The sequence below is a fragment of the Lentibacillus sediminis genome, from assembly GCF_002763455.1.
Classification (GTDB): domain Bacteria; phylum Bacillota; class Bacilli; order Bacillales; family Amphibacillaceae; genus Lentibacillus_D; species Lentibacillus_D sediminis_A.
The window spans coordinates 128,873-147,389 of sequence record NZ_NIXK01000002.1 but is presented as its reverse complement, the minus strand read 5'-3'; the positions used below and the strand labels follow the sequence as shown (position 1 = coordinate 147,389).

At 45.9% G+C, this 18,517-nt stretch carries 17 protein-coding genes; 5 read left to right on the top strand and 12 right to left on the bottom strand.

All coding sequences use genetic code 11. The features are described 5' to 3' along the window. Positions 1 to 10 precede the first annotated feature (10 nt). The 6 genes from xerD to CEG13_RS04780 all read right to left on the bottom strand — a co-directional run bounded on the left by xerD (position 11) and on the right by CEG13_RS04780 (position 4,892). The gene (xerD, locus tag CEG13_RS04805; protein WP_100010738.1) at positions 11 to 904 is read right to left on the bottom strand and encodes a site-specific tyrosine recombinase XerD; all 894 of its coding nucleotides are present in this window, start codon (positions 902 to 904) and stop codon (positions 11 to 13) included. Positions 905 to 907: 3 nt separating this feature from the next. Then, complete coding sequence (locus CEG13_RS04800; protein ID WP_100010737.1) at positions 908 to 1,114, bottom strand: YqzK family protein; 207 nt, start codon at positions 1,112 to 1,114, stop codon at positions 908 to 910. A 766-nt stretch (positions 1,115 to 1,880) separates the two neighbouring features. Beyond that, entirely contained in the window at positions 1,881 to 2,336 is a 456-nt protein-coding gene (gene fur, locus CEG13_RS04795; RefSeq protein ID WP_100010736.1) for a ferric iron uptake transcriptional regulator, read from the bottom strand. Between the two features lie 103 nt (positions 2,337 to 2,439). Then, on the bottom strand, positions 2,440 to 3,081 hold the full coding sequence (spoIIM, locus tag CEG13_RS04790) for a stage II sporulation protein M (RefSeq protein WP_100010735.1): 642 nt from the start codon (positions 3,079 to 3,081) through the stop codon (positions 2,440 to 2,442). Positions 3,082 to 3,179: 98 nt separating this feature from the next. Further along, entirely contained in the window at positions 3,180 to 4,346 is a 1,167-nt protein-coding gene (locus tag CEG13_RS04785; protein WP_100010734.1) for an endonuclease Q family protein, read from the bottom strand. Beyond that, the gene (locus CEG13_RS04780) at positions 4,347 to 4,892 is read right to left on the bottom strand and encodes an NUDIX hydrolase (protein ID WP_100010733.1); all 546 of its coding nucleotides are present in this window, start codon (positions 4,890 to 4,892) and stop codon (positions 4,347 to 4,349) included. It abuts the gene before it with no gap. Positions 4,893 to 5,019: 127 nt separating this feature from the next. On the opposite strand from CEG13_RS04780, the gene CEG13_RS04775 reads away from it, so the two are divergent. Beyond that, a complete protein-coding gene (locus tag CEG13_RS04775; RefSeq protein ID WP_100010732.1) occupies positions 5,020 to 5,940 on the top strand; it encodes an aldo/keto reductase in 921 nt (306 codons plus the stop codon). A gap of 39 nt (positions 5,941 to 5,979) precedes the next feature. Here the strand turns inward: CEG13_RS04775 and CEG13_RS04770 are convergent, their stop codons facing one another. The 3 genes from CEG13_RS04770 to CEG13_RS04760 all read right to left on the bottom strand — a co-directional run bounded on the left by CEG13_RS04770 (position 5,980) and on the right by CEG13_RS04760 (position 9,423). Then, positions 5,980 to 6,777, bottom strand: coding sequence for an SDR family NAD(P)-dependent oxidoreductase (locus CEG13_RS04770; RefSeq protein ID WP_100010731.1), 798 nt, complete (start codon positions 6,775 to 6,777; stop codon positions 5,980 to 5,982). Then, complete coding sequence (locus CEG13_RS04765) at positions 6,764 to 7,726, bottom strand: MBL fold metallo-hydrolase (RefSeq protein ID WP_100010730.1); 963 nt, start codon at positions 7,724 to 7,726, stop codon at positions 6,764 to 6,766. The genes CEG13_RS04770 and CEG13_RS04765 overlap by 14 nt, the downstream gene beginning before the upstream one ends. Positions 7,727 to 7,797: 71 nt before the next feature. Continuing rightward, positions 7,798 to 9,423 carry a M20/M25/M40 family metallo-hydrolase gene (locus tag CEG13_RS04760; protein ID WP_100010729.1) on the bottom strand — a complete coding sequence of 542 codons (1,626 nt, stop codon included), beginning with the start codon at positions 9,421 to 9,423 and terminating at the stop codon, positions 7,798 to 7,800. Positions 9,424 to 9,488: 65 nt separating this feature from the next. Here CEG13_RS04760 and CEG13_RS04755 point away from each other — a divergent pair, with 65 nt between their 5' ends. Genes CEG13_RS04755 through CEG13_RS04740 form a run of 4 tightly spaced genes read left to right on the top strand, consistent with a single transcriptional unit; the run spans position 9,489 to position 13,596 of the window. Further along, on the top strand, positions 9,489 to 10,217 hold the full coding sequence (locus CEG13_RS04755) for a glycerophosphodiester phosphodiesterase (protein WP_100010728.1): 729 nt from the start codon (positions 9,489 to 9,491) through the stop codon (positions 10,215 to 10,217). 31 nt (positions 10,218 to 10,248) lie between these two features. Further along, complete coding sequence (gene namA, locus CEG13_RS04750) at positions 10,249 to 11,265, top strand: NADPH dehydrogenase NamA (protein ID WP_192869517.1); 1,017 nt, start codon at positions 10,249 to 10,251, stop codon at positions 11,263 to 11,265. Between the two features lie 18 nt (positions 11,266 to 11,283). Beyond that, positions 11,284 to 12,210, top strand: a complete 927-nt coding sequence (gene rnz / locus CEG13_RS04745; protein ID WP_100010727.1) for a ribonuclease Z — start codon at positions 11,284 to 11,286, stop codon at positions 12,208 to 12,210. Between the two features lie 15 nt (positions 12,211 to 12,225). After that, positions 12,226 to 13,596 (top strand): aldehyde dehydrogenase, encoded by a 1,371-nt coding sequence (locus CEG13_RS04740; protein WP_100010726.1) that lies wholly within the window; start codon positions 12,226 to 12,228, stop codon positions 13,594 to 13,596. Positions 13,597 to 13,950: 354 nt separating this feature from the next. On the opposite strand, the gene CEG13_RS04735 is transcribed toward CEG13_RS04740, so the two are convergent. The 3 genes from CEG13_RS04735 to CEG13_RS04725 all read right to left on the bottom strand — a co-directional run bounded on the left by CEG13_RS04735 (position 13,951) and on the right by CEG13_RS04725 (position 18,517). After that, positions 13,951 to 15,207 carry a DNA polymerase IV gene (locus CEG13_RS04735; RefSeq protein ID WP_100010725.1) on the bottom strand — a complete coding sequence of 419 codons (1,257 nt, stop codon included), beginning with the start codon at positions 15,205 to 15,207 and terminating at the stop codon, positions 13,951 to 13,953. A 609-nt stretch (positions 15,208 to 15,816) separates the two neighbouring features. Further along, positions 15,817 to 16,941 (bottom strand): M20/M25/M40 family metallo-hydrolase, encoded by a 1,125-nt coding sequence (locus CEG13_RS04730; protein ID WP_100010724.1) that lies wholly within the window; start codon positions 16,939 to 16,941, stop codon positions 15,817 to 15,819. A gap of 28 nt (positions 16,942 to 16,969) precedes the next feature. Further along, positions 16,970 to 18,517 (bottom strand): acyl-CoA carboxylase subunit beta, encoded by a 1,548-nt coding sequence (locus CEG13_RS04725; RefSeq protein WP_100010723.1) that lies wholly within the window; start codon positions 18,515 to 18,517, stop codon positions 16,970 to 16,972.

Genomic DNA, 18,517 nt, shown 5'->3' with positions numbered 1-18,517 from the left:
ATAGATTTTCCTATGCCCTCGGATGATACGTCTTATAAATATCTGTTAATCTGGCTTTGGTTACATGGGTGTAGATTTGTGTGGTGGAAATATCCACGTGACCGAGCATTTCCTGAACGATCCGCAAATCTGCCCCATTCTCCAGCAGATGTGTTGCAAAGGAATGCCGCAATGTATGGGGGGTAATCGCCTTCTTTATCCCAGCTTCGTCTGCCCGCGCTTTCAGTATTTTCCAAAACCCCTGGCGTGTCAAGGGTCTGCCGTGCTGATTGACGAATAACTCTGGTACATCCCCGCGGCTTTTCGTCAGCTTGCCCCTTCCGTTCTGAAGATAATCATCCACTGCCTGCTGAGCTGCATTCCCCATAGGGACAATCCGTTCCTTCGAGCCTTTGCCGAAACATTGTACAAACCCCATCGTCATATGTAAGTCGGTGACCTTTAATGTAATTAATTCGCTGACACGCAGTCCGGTAGCATAAAGCAGTTCGAGCATGGCCTTGTTTCTCAGGTTTAATGGTGATCTGCCGTTAATATTGAGTAATGTGTCGATATCGTTTACAGATAGGATATCAGGCAGTTTCCTGTCCTTTTTCGGTGTTTCAATATGTAAAGTAGCATCCGTTTCTGCCAGCTGTTCCCGGACAAGGAACTGATGGAACGAACGAACGGATGATAAATGCCGGGACAGTGTAGCTGAAGATTTGCCCTGGTCTTTCAATAAATGAAGAAAAGCAATAATATCCGTCCTGCCCACTTGCGTCCATTCTTCTTTTTGCTGGACACTCGTGATAAAGCTTTGATACCGATCCAGATCGCGTTTATAGGCAGTTAGTGTATTTTCAGCCAGTCCCATCTCAATCTGTAAATAATGAAAAAAATCTTCCAAGGCATATTTCAGCATTCGTTACTCCCCCAGCCGGAAAAATAAATGCAGGCGGTCAATCACATTTTCATCCGGATTAAATACCTTGACAGCAGGACCTTCAGGCGGGTCATAGCGATGATAGTATTCATACTCCGCATGCATCACACGCAGACCGAAGTAAAATAACAGTGTACACGCGGTGAAGATGACAAACACCTTGATGCTGTCCCATAGCAACCGTTTCATCTGGCATGTCCCCTCTTTTTAAAAAACTATTCTATTTAGAAGATATGCCAAAAAAGAGGGACAATATACATGCAACCTGAAATTCGCCTGCTTAGCCTGCCTTTATTTTCAATGTAACTTTTTTTGTTGTGATTGTAAATGAAAACGAAGGTCGTAATCTAAGGCTGTTTTCTAAAAGAATGTTGTTTTTTTCCACAAAAGCTATAGACTGTGACGTAACTCAATGGGATTTAGGATCTCCGCTGCGGAAATATACTACGCTTTCCGCGGGTGGCTGGTGATCCCTCTTGTGCTGTCGCACTGCGAGGTCTCACCGGGGCCATTCCTCCCGCAGTAGTCTCCGTATATTTCCTCCGCTGACTGATGTGGTTTTTGACTCTAATGTTGTTTAAATCAACTACCACTCTTGATGGTTGATTTCTGTTGCAGGCAGTGGCTTTCCCGCAGGAGTCGACTGCCGTCAGCCTCAATCAACCCCAACAGAGTGGGTAGCTATTTGGTTGCTTTTAAAACGCACACCATTAGCGGAGGAAATACCCCGAGACTCCTGCGGGATGAAAAGCATAGGCGAGACCCCGCAGCGCGACAGCGCGAGGAGGCTCGGCAGCTTCCCGCGGAAAGCGAGGGGTATTTCCGCAGCGGTGGCCTATGTCGCACATTCCATCAACTGCGTAATAAATAAGTAACAAAAATTACGAAAAGAGCTTAATCTGAAAAGAAAAAAGCCTTCATTCCCGCTGGAAAAAAGGCTGGTCCTGACTGCTTATTATGTTGCTTTAACGGTAATTTCCTGGCATACTCTGCAGACTCCGTGAAAGGTCAGACGGTGGTCCTTGACCTGGAATCCCCAATCGTTCTGCACAATTTTTTCAACATCTTCCAATAGGTCATCAACAATTTCCTCTACAGAACCGCATTCGGTACAGACGAGATGGTGATGAAAATGTTTGGCCCCTTCTTTGCGCAGGTCGTAGGAAGAAACCCCGTCGCCAAAGTTTATTTTATCCACGATCTTCAATTCTGAGAGTAAATCAAGCGTCCGATAAACAGTGGCCAAACCGATTTCCGGTGCAATTTCTTTTACGAGTAAGTATACCTCTTCTGCGCTTAAATGGTCCTCTTCCCGTTCCAATAAAACCCGTACAATTGCCTCCCGCTGTGGCGTCAGCTTGTAACTCTGGGCATGGAGCTGTTTTTTAATCCGGTCCAATCGATGTTCCATGGCAGATACCTCCCTCATATCCCATCTTTATTATATGCATCCATGAAACCTGTGTCAAAGTATTTTATATCAGTTTGTATTTATAATAATTATAAACTAATATTTATTCTTTGTAAAATGATTGGATTATCGACTCCATTGCTTCATTGGCTACATACGCTTCTACCCCTGCCGCGAGAAAGGAAACCCCAAGCAAAAGGGAGAAAAGGACGACATAACGGCCGAATGGCTGGAACACGGGCTGGGAGATATTCCGTGTAAATATTTTTCTGAGCAGTGTCAGAGAAAAAATCATCGACAGGCTGCCAGCAATGATATAGACCGGGATAATTAAAATGTTTTGCGGTGCGATCGACAAAGATGCAAGCAAAAGACCCTCACCGTGGAGCTGGTTGACAATAAAGCCAACAGAGAAACCGACGACCAGCCCTTTTACAAACAGCAGGATCCAGACAATCGGCAATCCAATAACAGAAAGCCCCAAGATAAACAAGAGCGCCAAGTATTTCGCATGATAAAAAAAGCTCTCTTTCAAAATTTCCCTGTTTGCTATTTGCTGATCGCCGGCAATTTGGCCGAAAAATTGTTCCAAATAAAAAAACAAATCCTGCTTTTGCACGAAATTCATGCTGTTGACGATAATTGCTCCAAAAACGATTCCGGTGAGAAACAGGATAATCATAAACAAATAAATGGTTGCATGTGTTTTTACATGGTTAGCAGCGAGTGCTCGGTAGTTATACATCGGAATCCTCCATTCTGATGATGTTTCTACTAGTAAATCTATGAAGGATTCCGGACAAACATACCAAAATCTCTTTGCTTTTTCTCATGCAATTATCATCAGAAAGGGCGTATACTGCCGTATTTCCCGCCACCTCCAGCCTGGATGTTCAGTTTTCCTTCCCGCATATGGATAATAGACCATGCTAGTTTTTCGGGAACTACTTTTTTTAATTCCTCCAGTGAAGTATCGTGCAGGACATTCATTTCTGTTTGAAAATGCTGCAGGAGCTTTTCAAACGTCTTTTTCCCTACAGAAGGCAAATATTCCAAGGGTACCTGATATAAATAAGGCGGCCGTTCCTGCACTTTTTCTCCTGTATCTTTTAATTCCTGAATCCGGTCAAATACACCTTTGACAATTTTCGTCGACCCGCATGCTGTGCATATTGCTGCATCGGGCGTGAGGGCAGTCAGGCAATTTGAGCACACAGTTGTATGATATTTTCCCAACTCCGGGTTCATTCCGAAGTTCTTACTGATATGCCTGCCTTCTACATGATGCAGTGCCCAGTAAAATTCCTGGAATGATGGCTGCTTCATGGCCACTTCCTGGTATTCTCTGGCAATTTTCGGCAGGGAATGAGCGTCAGAGTTTGTTACAAATGTGTATGCTTGCAATTCGTGAATCTGATCTGCCATCGATGTATCTGAACTGAGACCCAGCTCGACCGCGTCAATCAAATCCGGGTCCAACACCTCTCTTAGTGAGCGAACAACCCCTTTACCATATAAACTTTTAAATGGTGTGAATACATGAGCAGGAATAAAGATGCCGCCAAGTTCTTTCACTTTATACTGCAGTTCTTTTGCCGTACCATAATAGCGCTGGGAACTGAGGGTGATATTCTTCATTCGAACCGACAGCCAGTCAGTGAATTGCCCGATGCTGGCGAGATCGGGAAAGTAAGCGAGCACATGAATGGGCCCTTGGCAGTTCTCGTCATAAACTTCAATCTCTGAGCCAGGTATCAGGGTGACTTGTTCAAATTGAAAACCGCCCTCTGCCAGCGCTTGTGCTTTCCCTTCATCAAGCAGCTGCTTCAGTTCCTCCTGGACGGCAGGGGCGTGGCAATCAATCACTCCGACCAGATCAATGCCTTTATTGCGGCTGGCTTCTATTAGTATGTTGGTTAAGGTCAGGCTTTTTGCCCCGGTGATCTTAACCGGCTTGCCGGTGATGTCTCTTCCGATATGGATATGCATATCAGCGAAATACGTATTCAATTATTTCTCCCCCAGTGCATGCAAGTAGAGAATGGCATAGTTGGTTTTTGCGTCATGGATGCGTTCCCCTTCCACATACTGTTTTGCCTCGTCAAGGGTCAGCTCCAGTACTTCCACAAATTCATCCTCATCAGCTGAAGCAGGATACTCCAGAGGCTCGATTTGATCGGTGATGTACAGGTGCATCAGCTCGTCCGCAAACCCGGGAGAAGTATAGAAAGAAGCAATATATGTCAGTTGCGTTGTGGTATATCCTGTTTCCTCTTCCAGCTCCCTTACTGCAGCAGTAAGCGGGCTCTCCCCTTCATCCAGTTTTCCCGCAGGCAATTCGATTAGCGATTTCTCCAGCGGTTTGCGATATTGCTCCACAAAAACTATCTTATTATCCTTGGTAATTGGAATAACAGCTACAGCACCGGGATGCTTAACTAGTTCCCGTTTGGCTGTTTTTCCATTGGGCAATGTGACCTCGTCTACTTGGAGGTGAATCACTTTGCCCTGATAAATTGTTTCTGTGCTGATTGTTTTCTCTTCAAATTTTTTCATGATTATCATCCTTTATTTATCGTCCATTTGCTCTATTCTAGCATACACCCTAAAACCGCCTGATGTGAAATAGTTGTATTATCGTGCGGCTGTTTTTAGAATAGAAAGAGAAATGGAGCGTGTTATGATGAAGAAAAACCAAGTAGGGAAATCGGGGCTTTACGTTTCTGCTTTAACACTTGGCTGTATGTCTCTGGGAACAGATAAGAAAAAGGCGGCCCGAATGATAGACGAAGCCCTGGATGCCGGCGTCAACCACCTGGATACTGCTGATCTTTATGACTTTGGGGAAAACGAGAAAATCGTTGGGGAAGCAATTAAAGGTAAACGCGATCAGCTGCTGTTAACTTCCAAGGTTGGCAATCATTTTGACAAAGACAAAAAAGACTGGTTCTGGGACCCTTCCAAAGACCATATCAAAAATGGACTAAAAGAGAGTTTGCGCCGGCTGAAGACAGATTATCTGGATTTTTATTTGCTGCACGGCGGAACAATTGATGATCCGATCAGTGAATCAATTGAAGCATTTGAAGAACTGAAAACAGAAGGCTATATTCGAGCATATGGCATTTCCTCGATCCGGCCGAATGTCATCAGGGAATATGTCGCGAATTCTCAGGTTGACGCAGTGATGATGCAGTACAGTATGCTTGATAACAGACCGGAAGAAGAAATCCTTGATCTTCTCCATGCCAACAGCATCAGTGTGTTCGCCCGCGGCCCGCTGGCAAAAGGCCTGCTCAGCAATCACAGTGCTGAAAAACTTAAAGGAAAGGGAAAAGATGGCTATCTGGAATATTCCGGTGAAGAACTGCAAAATTTATTGCCAAGAATAGAGGAACAGACAAGAGAATCAGCAGATTTAAATGCTTTAGCCTTTCGTTATGTTCTGCAGCACCCGGCTGTGGCAAGTGCGGTATTTGGTGCCAGCTCACTTGAACAGTTGCGGGAAAATTCCCGTGCAAATGTGTCCGAATCCTTGCCAAATGATGTCTATCTCGAACTACAGCAGCTGACAAAACGGTTAACCTATAATCAACATCGGTAATAAGCGGGAAGCCCGGCGCAACCGGACTTCCCGCTTTGGTTATTTTTTATTGAATTGACGCTCGAGCAACTTCTCCGTCAAGGCGGGAAACAGCTGATATACTTTGCTGCCCGCTTCCATCCACCGTGGCAGATTTATCTCCCTCTTTTTGGTGAACAGACTGTTTACGATCTTGATTGCGACAGCATCCGGATCCAGCATATAGCGTTCCACCGCTTTTTGGTAAGTCCCGCCAGGATCAGCTTCTGTGAAAAAGTTAGTCCGAACTGGTCCGAGATTTACCGAGGTAACATGGATCTTTTGCTCTTTAACTTCCATGCGCAGCGAATTGGTAAACCCAAGCACTGCATGTTTGGTCGCCGCATACACAGCCGATTTGGGGGTGGATATCTTCCCAGCCTGGGAGGCCACATTAACAACATGCCCTTGCCTGTGCTGTAAAAAATGCGGGAGCAGTTCTTTGGTCATCCGAATCAGCGCCATTACATTTAACTGCATCATCCGCTCAATATGCTGCCAGGAGATGTCGGTCACATGTTGAAACATTCCTGCCCCTGCATTATTGATTAACCCGTGGATTTGCTTGTGCTCGCTATACAGCTGCTTGCAAAGAGAAGTGATCTCTCCCTCTACCTGTAAATCTGCCTGATAGATATGCGCTTGGATCCCGAATTCTTCCTCCATGTTATATTTGAGAGCCGCCAATTTTTCTTGGGAGCGTGCGACCATAATCGGTGTTCCACCGTGTTTGGCAATATGCCAGGCGATTCTCTCGCCAATTCCTGAGGAGGCACCTGTGATAACAATGGTTTTGCCGTTAACACTATTTTGCCGCATACATGAGTCGCCCTTCCTCCATGGCTTGCTCAATTTTCCCCTCATCCTCCAGATAATCAAGCTGGGCAAAGGTTTCCGACATGGTAAGCTCCAGCTGCGACTCATACTGCCTTGGAAATATCTTCTGACAAAGCTGAAAAGGAGACTGCGCTTCTGCAGCTATCAGCTGATATACTTTTTCTGCCCGTTGTACCTGTCTTTTCATTTGTTTTGGAAGGATTTCCTCCAAATCGGAAAACACATCACCGTGACCAGGCAGAACCTTCGTAATCCCTAACTCCAGGCATTTCTGCAAATTTCTCCGATACTGCAGAATGGGGCGTGGCCGTTCTGCAGACGGGTCACCTGGCGGTTCAATTAAGGGGTTTGGTGAAATTGACTTTAATAAATGGTCCCCTCCGATAAATAATCCATCTTCCTGACGAAAAAAGGACAAATGGCTCTGAGCGTGGCCCTTTGTTTCAATCACCTGCCATTCCCCATGTCCAGGCAGTGTATCTCCCTCATCTAACGCATCGGTCACTTCTCCCCTGCCAGCTAAGATAAGAGGCTTGCGCATTTGATCTAGAAATCCTTGAAAGCGTGCCGGGATTCCGCTTTGGATGAAAAGAACGTGAAAAAAATGCTCATACCCTCGGAAATAAGCTTCATCCCTTCGCAGCCAGACATCGACATTTTGATGTGCGGCAATATGTTTTAACCGGGGAAATTGTTCAATCAAGCCAGTATGATCCGGATGGTGGTGAGTCAGGATAATCTGTTCAATGTCCTCCGGATGATATCCTGATTCTTTTAATTGCTCAGTAACTGCCTGCCAGGCTTCCTTCGTTTTCACCCCGGCATCGACCAGTGACAGCATATCTCCTTTCAAAAGATATACATGTACGTCGCCCACTGCAAACGGGGTGGGCACGGTCAATTGCTTGATCGTTTTATCCAATACTTGCATACGTTTTCCTCCAAAATGAATCGTCATTCAGTTATGTGATCATTTTACCGTTTCTCCAGTATAAAGTCATGTTATTTGTTTTTTAGCAAATGGCTGATTGCTTCAGTAAGAATCACTGGCAGGTATTCAAAACTGTAGGTCAACTCCAGCCGCTCGGTCCATTGATGCGGATCCCTGCCCAATGGGCCGATATTCAACACCGGCATGCTTAAATTTTCCATCATATCTTCCGGAAAGACAAAGCCATTATGCTGCAGTGGCAGATTGGCCGTCAGCTGCTGCAATTTGCTCGTGGAAGAGACTGGACCGACATAGCTTAAATCCGACAACCCTGTAAAAAATTCTGAAACCGTCAGTTCTATTTGGTACGTCTGTTTGACAAACTGCTTCACATGACTGACCGTTCCCTGGATGAACGGATCATGCATGGAGGAAACAGCCGGATAAAACGGCGGACTGTAGAACAGCACAATCATTGGTGCCAGATCTTTACACAACACCGCCAATTCCTGAACGATTCGTGCGGAAAAATCCCGGTCACCTTCTGTACGCTGGCTGACAAGCAGGTTTTGCCTGCGAGTGATTTCCTCCTGACCGAATCGACGGACTGCTTCTTTATACAGGTCCTCGTACATAAGCACATTCACCTTGGCCTTTGGCACAGTAAAGTCGGCCGCTTTTTCACTGAATGCTGCCGCTTTCCTGTTCACATGGGACTCGACGGCCTTTGCCGCCTGTTTGCCTGCTGCCAGCAGTTTTTCATTCAATCCGGCAAAAGACTGTTTCAGATAATGCACATTGTACATAACAATCGCGGCATGCGGTGTCTGCACTGAGTACTTTTCCTTTAAATCACGCTGCATCAGACTGACTGGCGGCGGAGTGACTTCATCATCTGCATGCTCTAGAAAGGCTTCACTCAATTCCATTTCCTGTGTGAGATAACTTGTCATCAAATTTGGGTTGATACCGGCAAACGGTTCTCCGACATGAGATTCTTTTCCATAGCAGTAAAAACCGGGCAGCACCTTTCCAATTGAACCAGTATAAACATAATGAGACTCATCACCAGGGTATTTGCTGAACATGGGCTCGCCGTTTAAACAAGCCTGATAGTGCAGATTCTCTTTATACTTTAATTCCTCAAGGACTGGTAATGCGGTAAGCATCCCTTTGGAATTGACTTCTTCATCAGGTACACTCAGAAGCAGGACATTTCCGGAGAATTCTCCCTCCATCGCCTTCTCAAGCATCGATAAATGTACAGCGATCCCTGCTTTCATGTCCATTGCTCCCCTGCCGAACAACCATTCACCCGAAGCTAAATCACTCTGTATTTGTCCAGGGAGCTGGCTGTGCCGCTTTTTCATCTCCCTGGTTAACTCCATTGGATGGAAGGCTAGGTTTTTCAAGGAACCATAATCCTCAATTTCTACTACATCAAAGTGACTCAGCAGGATGACGGTCTCTGCTTTCTCCTCTTTCCCTTTCACCAATGCACTAAGGAGCCGTCTGCCGTCATCCAGGGGGTGCAATTTTAAATGAGACGGGTTGGTTTGGAAATACGCTGTTTGTGCCAGCAGATGATGCAGATACTCTGCAAGCGCAATCTCTGCACTCGTGCCGGTAATGCTTTGGTGGTTGACAAGGGAGCATAATAAATCCGTCAATGCTTCTTTGGACTGCCAGTTTTTCATGTGAATTCCTCCTGTACAAATTGACTTTTATCTGAAAATAAAACACAATCAAAGGGGGTGAAAAAATGAATACAGAAATTTTTGCACATAGGGGAGCTTCTCAATACGCCCCCGAAAATACCATGCCGGCTTTTGATCTTGCCTGGAAAATGCAAGCCGACGGGATAGAGACAGATGTCCAGTTGACCAAGGACGGTGTTCCGGTGCTGATCCACGATGAGAGACTTGAGCGCACCACAGATGGCGCCGGTTATGTAAACAATTTTACCTTTAAGGAACTCAGAACACTTGATGCTGGCACCTGGTTTGAAGAGAAATTCTCCGGCACCCTGATTCCTTCACTGGATGAAATGCTCGGGTGGATTCAGGGGAAGCCTTTATATTTAAATATTGAGCTAAAAAATAATAAAATAGACTATGAGCATCTCGAAGCAATTGTTATTGAAAAAGTGAGACATTATCAATTACTAAATCGTACCATATTATCCACCTTTAATCCAGACAGTGTCATACGGCTGAGACCGTTTAATCATGAAGTGGAGGTAGCTTATTTGACATCAAAACGCAATAAATTCCTTGCTTCAGCTGCAAAAGACTTGGGGGCAAACGCGCTCCATATCAAATACAGGCTGCTTACCCCCAGGCTTAGGGAAGCGTGTCAGAGGGAACAGATGAACATACGCGTGTATACAGTTAATCATCCAGCCCATGTACATAAATGCCTGGAATACAAATGTCACGGAATTTTCACAGATGTTCCTGACGTGGCACTGCGCTTGCGGGAACAGTATTAGCATCAGGAAATATCATCTTAGGAGGATCATAATGACTAAACTATTTAATCCAATGCAAATAAAAGACATCACACTAAAAAACCGCATCGTTATGTCACCAATGTGCATGTATTCCTGCATGGAAGAAGACGGAAAGGTGACAGCCTTTCATTTGACACATTACACGTCAAGAGCGGTAGGCCAGGCTGGTCTCATTATGACAGAAGCAACCGCTGTTCAACCGGAGGGCCGTATTTCTGCAAATGATCTGGGCATTTGGAGTGACGAGCACATCGAAGGGCTGAGTAAATTAAATGAAAATATTCACGCTTATGGGGCCAAATCAGCGATTCAACTGGCTCATGCCGGGAGAAAAGCACAACTGGAGGGTTCCATTTATGCCCCGTCTCCCCTGGCATTCAATGACAAGCTAAACACCCCAGTGGAAATGACCAAGAGAGACATTAGACAAACAGTGGAAGCATTTAAGCAGGCTGCCGTTCGGGCAGAAAAATCCGGGTTCGATATTCTTGAACTGCATGGTGCCCATGGTTATCTGATCAATCAGTTTCTTTCGCCGCTCGCCAATAAACGGACAGATGAGTATGGCGGCAATCGGGAGAACCGCTATCGCCTCCTGCAGGAAATCATTGATGACGTGCAATCCGTGTGGGACGGGCCATTGTTTGTCCGGCTTTCTACAAATGAATATCATGAAGACGGAAATTCGCTGGATGATATCCTTTATTTTACCAATCAGTTAAAACTTAAAGGAATCGATCTAATTGATTGCAGTTCAGGCGGCGTGGTCCCTGTTTCTGTATCCGCATATCCAGGCTATCAGATCAAACGATGTGAAACGATCCGGCAAACTTCCGAGATAGCCACCGGGGCCGTCGGACTAATCACGACAGGGCTGCAGGCGGAAGAAATTTTGCAGAATGACCGCGCGGATCTAGTATTTATCGGTCGGTCACTGCTTAGGAATCCATATTGGGCAAAAGCAGCAGCGGATGAATTACAGGCAGAGCTAAATGCTCCGGTGCAATACGAACGAGGATGGAGATAGAAAGCTGGTGAATGAAACATGGAATTAATTTTTCTCGGGACGGGGGCCGGTGTGCCTTCCAAAGAACGAAATGTATCTGCTATCGCCCTCGATCTCTTACAGGAAGAAAACAGCATCTGGTTGTTTGATTGCGGGGAATCCACCCAGCAGCAGATTCTCCACACTTCCATTAAGCCACGAAAGATTACGAAAATATTCATCACCCATATGCATGGGGATCATATTTTTGGCCTTCCCGGTCTGTTAAGCAGCCGCTCCTTTCAAGGAGGAGACGATCTATTGACCGTCTATGGACCGGCAGGGATTCGCACATATATCGAGACTAGCCTGAAAGCGAGCGGTAGCCGTCTATCCTATCCCCTGTCCATAATCGAAATCTCCGAGGGCCAGATTATGGATGAAGGAAATTTTCGCATCATTGCTGGGAAATTGGACCATGGAATCACCTCTTATGGCTACCGGGTGGAAGAAAAGGACAAGCCAGGAGAATTACTGGTGGAGCGATTGCTGGAAAAGGGCATTGCCCCTGGGCCGATTTACCGGCAAATAAAAGAAAATAGTGTTACCATTACAGCAGAGGGGGAGCGGATCTACCGAAAAGATGTAATTGGACCGGATAAAAAAGGACGGGTTCTCAGCATTCTGGGGGACACCCGATTTTCTCCAGCCCACACGCACCTCTCCACCGATGCCGATGTGCTTGTACACGAAGCCACGTTTGGCGAGGAGAAAACGGAACTGGCCCGGGATTACTTTCATTCAACGACCGTGCAGGCGGCAGAGCTTGCCAGAAAAAGCAATGCGGCAAGGCTGGTTCTAACACATATTTCTTCCCGTTATCAAAAAGAGGACTATCAGCAATTATTGGCGGAAGCGTGTGCGATCTTTCCAAATACGGAATTGGCCAATGACTTCCACCGCCTCAGTATTAACTACCAGACATAGAGGAGAGAGACTTACATGAAAGATATTTCAAGCATATTTGCCGATCAGCGGGCATTTTTTCTGCATGGAAATACCATGACTTATTCTTTTCGCAAAGAACAGCTGCAAAAACTCCGGGATATGTTAAAGAATAATGAGAATGCTGTATATCAGGCACTAAAAAGAGATTTGAATAAGTCAAAACAGGAAACGCTGACAACCGAGCTGGGGATTTTGTATGCAGAAATTGATTTTGCCTTAAAACACCTGCAATCCTGGATGGAGCCGGCAAAAGTGGATGCGCCGATTACCCATAAAGGGACGAAAAATTTTATTCTAAAGGAGCCATATGGAGTCACGCTGATTATCTCGCCGTGGAATTATCCGCTGCAGCTTGCACTGGCTCCTGCGATTGGCGCAATTGCAGCAGGTAACTGTGTGATGATAAAACCATCCGAGTATGCAGAAGCAACCTCACACTTGATCGCTGAAATGGTAGAGCAAACCTTTGATCCTGCCTATTTCACTGTTGTCGAGGGAGAAAAGGAAGAAACCGAGCGATTGATGGAAGAACCATTTGACTACATATTTTTCACCGGCAGCACGGCGGTCGGCAAAATAATTATGCAGGCGGCAAGCAGACATTTGACGCCAGTTACACTCGAACTCGGCGGCAAGAGCCCAGCCCTTGTGGACAGTGATGCCAATATCAACCTGGCAGCTAAGCGGATTGTGTGGGGCAAATTCACTAATGCTGGTCAAACCTGTGTGGCACCGGATTATGTTTATGTGCACGAAAAAGTAAAGTTCAAGTTCCTCAAAGCGATGAAAAAGCACATTCAATCCTTCTATGGCAAAGAGCCGCTGAAAAACAGGGATTATGTGCGGATTATTAATGAAAAACATTTCAGCAGACTGGAGGAGTTTCTTGATAACGGAACCGTTTTGCATGGCGGTACCTCAGATCAGAGCACCCTGATGATAGAACCGACTATTCTTGATAAAGTAACATGGGAATCCCCGGTGATGCAGGAAGAAATCTTCGGGCCAATATTGCCGGTCCTGGTGTTTTCTGATATAGAGGATGCGGCAGCAATTGTTAAAACGAAAGAAAAACCTCTCGCTCTCTATTACTTTGGGGAAAACAACAAAATGCAGGAACAAATTATGCAATTCCTTTCCTTTGGGGGTGGTTCCATTAATGATACCCTGTACCATCTTGCCAACCCGCATCTTCCTTTTGGAGGTGTTGGCGCCAGCGGCATGGGTGCGTACCACGGGAAATACAGTTTTGACACGTTTTCCCACCACAAAAGTATTATGAAGCAATCAACCAAGTTTGACCTGCCATTCCGCTATCCTGGAGGCAGGATAAGTAGTTCGGTCGTTAAAAAGCTGATGAAATAAGAACAAAAGCGGAAGCGCCCGTTTAGCGACATATGGGCTGCGCCTGGCCAAGCCAGGTGGACCAGCGTTGCCGCGCAAAGCGGCGAATTTAGCTGATCATTCTTTCGGAGGAGATAAAGGAAACATGCCCCAGCAAAAGGGGTATGCCGGCGTTGGCCGCAAAGACCACACTTAGCCGGCCTTCCTTTACCTTACGAGCCGATGTTGACTTATCGTACGGAGGTGAGGGAAGCCCACTAGTCGCTGGGTGCTGAAGCTGGCCGTGGCATACTTTAACCCTGAAGTGAATAGGGCGTTATTAATTATAACTTTTTAAGAAATGAAAAACTCACATCTTTACAGGGATGTGAGTTTTCATCGTTTATAATCATCAAGAAAATCTTTTTGAAAGCTTGTACGCGCTATCTCGCTGCTTTTCGCCTCATTGTCTGCACTCAGCTGCTTGAAAGGATTTTTTCCATACTTGGCTGACAGTGCTTCGATAGCCAAATGCAGCTGTTCCTTGCTTGCCTCTCGTTCATAGGTGAATAAATCGAGTTGCTGGCCGATGTTCCGCTTTTCATCCACATCCTGCAAGGTGATGCCTAAGAGGCGGATCGGCTCCAGGTTCCAGTGTTTATCCAAGAGATCCATAGCAATTTGCAGAATATCTTCTTTTTTTTCTATATAGGTCTGCAGTTTTCTGCTGCGGGTGATTGTTTTTCTGTCATGGTAGCGAATCATCAGCTGCACATTGCATCCTGCTGCCTGTTTTCGCTTCACCCGGCGTTCCACATTTTCTGCAAGCTGGTTCATTAGTGTCTGGATTTCCTTCTCATTCGTTGTATCATGAGACAGTGTCTGGGAACTTCCGATGCTTTTAAAATCATGCACTGCATCGGGATCGACCGGCCGGTCATCTATCCCATTTGCGCGGTTTTTCAAACGCTCGCCATTAATGCCAAGCACCTGTTTCAGCTGGTAGACATCCTTTAAGGCTAAATCACCAATCGTATGAATGTCATACGATTTCAGCTTTTCCGCTGTCTTACCTCCGATTCCGTACATATCATCAATAGGGAGTGGCCATAGTACTTTGGGTAATTCCCGTTTACGCAATACCGTGATCCCCATCGGTTTTTTCATATCCGAAGCCATTTTCGCCAAAAACTTATTTGGAGCAATCCCAATACTGCAAGGAAGATCCAATTCTTCGGAAATTTTTTGTTGTAAATGATGAGCAAGCTCTATCGGATTAGCGAACTCCTTAGCGTCTGTCACATCCATATAGCCTTCATCAATCGATACTGGCTGCACCAATGGAGTAATCTCTGAGAGCATTTTAAATATTTCCTTGGATGCCATGCGATAACGTTCAAAATTCGGGCGCATAGCTATTAGTCCGGGACATTTCTTTCTTGCTTCCCAGAGATTCATCGTTGTTTTGACTCCGTATTTACGAGCTTCATAACTGCTGGTTACCACAATCCCCTTACGTTCTTCCGGATTGCCGGCAATGGCCAGCGGTTTTCCTTTAAGCTTGGGATTATAAGCCATTTCAACGGAAGCATAAAAGCAGTTCATGTCAATATGAAAAATGACCCGCCTTTTTGCGGGAACCTGCTGGCCCATGCGGCAACCTCCTTTGCAGTTCTTTCTTTTAGACTCTTTTCGTTGTTGCTTGTTTATTTCGGGGTTGATGGAAACTGCGACATGGCCCTTCCCGCCGATGCGGAAATACCCTTCGCTAACGGTGTGCTTTGTTACTACTGCTTGTTAAATTTAAAAAGGCATACGTTCATGTTTGAGAGTTGACTTCCACTGTGGGCAGCCGCGCACCTTAGGGCACGGCTAACTACTTGCGGGAAACCATCGCTGCATAGGTCAAGACTCATGCTAACCCGCACTCCAATTAACAGTGTAGGCTTCTGTCTTAATTGATTTTAAAAAACAACACCACCAGCGAAGGAAATACATGGAGACTCCTGCGAGAAGAAAAGCCTAGGTGAGACCCCGAAGTGCGACAGCACAAGGGGGCTCACCAGCTTCCCGCGGAAAGCGGAGGGTATTTCCGTAGCGGCAGGAGTTATTTCGCAGTTTATCGATGTTCAGATTAAAATAACCTTCTATCAGAAAACCGCCTTCTTCTATTATAGCACATATGATTGCCTGCTTCAGCTAAGCAGTTCAATATATTCCGTTAAAAAGGCCTCTCTAGTCAAGAGAGGCCTTTATCACATATTATTTTGCGGCTTCCTCAATAATCGCCCTTACCAATTCAGTAATCTTTACCAGTTCACTGACAGGGATACGCTCATTGGTGGTATGGATTTCTTCATAGCCAACCGCCAAATTGACGGTAGGAATACCGTGACCGGCAATGATGTTGGCATCACTTCCGCCACCGCTTTTTAGTAATTTGCTTTCCCGGCCGATCGACGCTGCTGCACGCCTGGCGACTTCCACGACTTCATCGCCAGCTTGCTGGTTAAACCCAGGATACATGACTTTGACGGTGACTTCAGCAGATCCCCCGAGTTCTTCCGCAGTGGTTTCAAACGCTTCTTTCATCTTTGCCACCTGTTTTTCCATTTTTTCCGGGGCGAGTGAGCGGGCTTCTGCAAGTATTTCCACATGGTCTACCACAATATTTGTTTGCTTGCCGCCCTCAAATCGGCCGATGTTGGCGGTTGTTTCCTCATCAATCCGGCCATGCGGCATTTTGGAAATAGCTTTGGCTGCGATGGTAATCGCAGATACGCCTTTTTCCGGTGCCAATCCGGCATGAGCGGTTTTTCCCTTGATAGTGGTAAATACCTTCGCTTGTGTTGGGGCTGCTACAATAATGTCACCAACATCGCCATTGCTGTCAAGGGCGTAACCATACTTAGCATTAAGAAGTGATCCATCCAGTGATTTTGCACCTACCAGTCCGGATTCTTCGCCAACCGTGATAACAAATTGAATATCACCATGCTCTATCTGATTTTCCTGGATGGTACGAACGGCTTCCAGCATGGCTGCAAGGCCGACTTTATCATCGGCCCCTAAAATTGTCGTACCGTCGGAAACAATGTAACCATCCTTGAGCTTAGGGTTTATTCCTTTTCCCGGGACGACAGTATCCATATGGGAGGTGAAATAAATCGTTTCTGTCTCCGGTTTTGTCCCTTTGAGTGTACAGATGAGATTGCCGGCCCCGTGTCCGGTCTCCTTCATGCTGTTATCCTCTGTCACATGCAGTCCAAGCTTGGTAAACTTCTCCTTTAGTACACGGGCAATTTCTTCTTCGTATTTTGTTTCTGAATCAATTTGCACCAGTTCCAAAAATTCATCAATTAAACGCTGTTCATTTACTGTTGTCATTATACTTCCTCCATTGTTAAAATCTTGGCTACAGTGGAATATTCCCGTGTTTTTTCTGCGGCCGCTCTTCCTGTTTTTGTCGGAGCATTTCCAGTGACTGGATCAGTTTGATGCGCGTTTCCCTTGGATCAATAACATCATCGACCATGCCAAGTCCGGCTGCTACATATGGATTGGCAAATTTCTCGCGGTATGTATCAATTTTTGCTTTACGGGTTGCTTCCGGATTCGGACTTTCTGCAATTTCTTTGGCAAAAATGATATTTGCCGCTCCGTCCGGTCCCATTACAGCAATTTCAGCATTCGGCCAGGCAAAAACGAGGTCAGCGCCTATTGATTTACTGTTTAGTGCAACATAAGCCCCCCCATATGCTTTTCTGGTGATTACCGTAATTTTTGGCACGGTGGCCTCCGAGTAGGCATATAAAATTTTTGCTCCATGACGGATGATCCCCCCATGTTCTTGCTTCACTCCAGGGAAAAAGCCGGTGACATCCTCAAACGTGATAATCGGAATTTGGAAGGAATCACAAAAACGGATAAATCGAGCTGCTTTGTCACTGGAATCGATATCCAGCCCGCCTGCTAATACTTTTGGCTGATTGCAGATAAGCCCTATGGTTTCCCCGTTTATCCGGGCAAACCCTACAACGATATTCTTGGCAAAGTCTGCATGGATTTCAAAAAAGCTGTCATCATCTGCTATCTGGCCGATCACTTCTTTTACATCATAAGGGCTTCTTGCATCAAACGGAACCATATCTGCTAAATCCGGACGGCTTTCATCTGCTGGCTCAACCTCAATTTTTTCTGCTTTCTGCCGATTATTGGCAGGAAGGTAGCTGATCAGCCGGCGGACGGCATCAAGTGCTTCCTCTTCACTTTCCGCTCTTACGTGAGCATTTCCGCTTTTGGAATTATGAATGTGCGCCCCACCAAGATCTTCTGCAGAGATTTTTTCTCCTGTGACCGTTTCAATCACTTTCGGACCGGTGATAAACATTTGTGACGTTTTCTCCACCATGATAACAAAATCGGTAATCGCCGGGGAATAGACGGCCCCGCCGGCACTTGGTCCCATAATAACGGAAATCTGCGGAATGACACCGGAATAAATCGAGTTGCGGTAAAACACCTGGCCATACCCATCCAGCGAGGAAACTCCCTCCTGAATCCGTGCACCACCGGAATCATTCAGTCCAATAAAAGGGACACCGTTTTTTGCAGCCAGATCCATCACCGAGGCTATCTTCTTGCCGTGCATTTCCCCAAGTGCCCCGCCATAGACCGTGAAATCCTGAGCAAACAGATAGATTGGTTTGCCGGAAATTTTGCCGTAACCGGTAACCACACCCTCCCCCTTAGCCTGGCTTTTGTCCATACCAAAATCAGACGTGCGGTGTTCGATAAATGGGTTCAGTTCGACAAACGAGCCGTCATCCAGCAAATAATCAATCCGTTCCCTTGCTGTCATTTTCCCCTTATCATGCTGCTTGTCAATCCGCTTATCCCCGCCGCCCAGTTCCACTTGGCGCCGTTTGTCGTACAATTCATTGATTTTATCAAACATATCCAT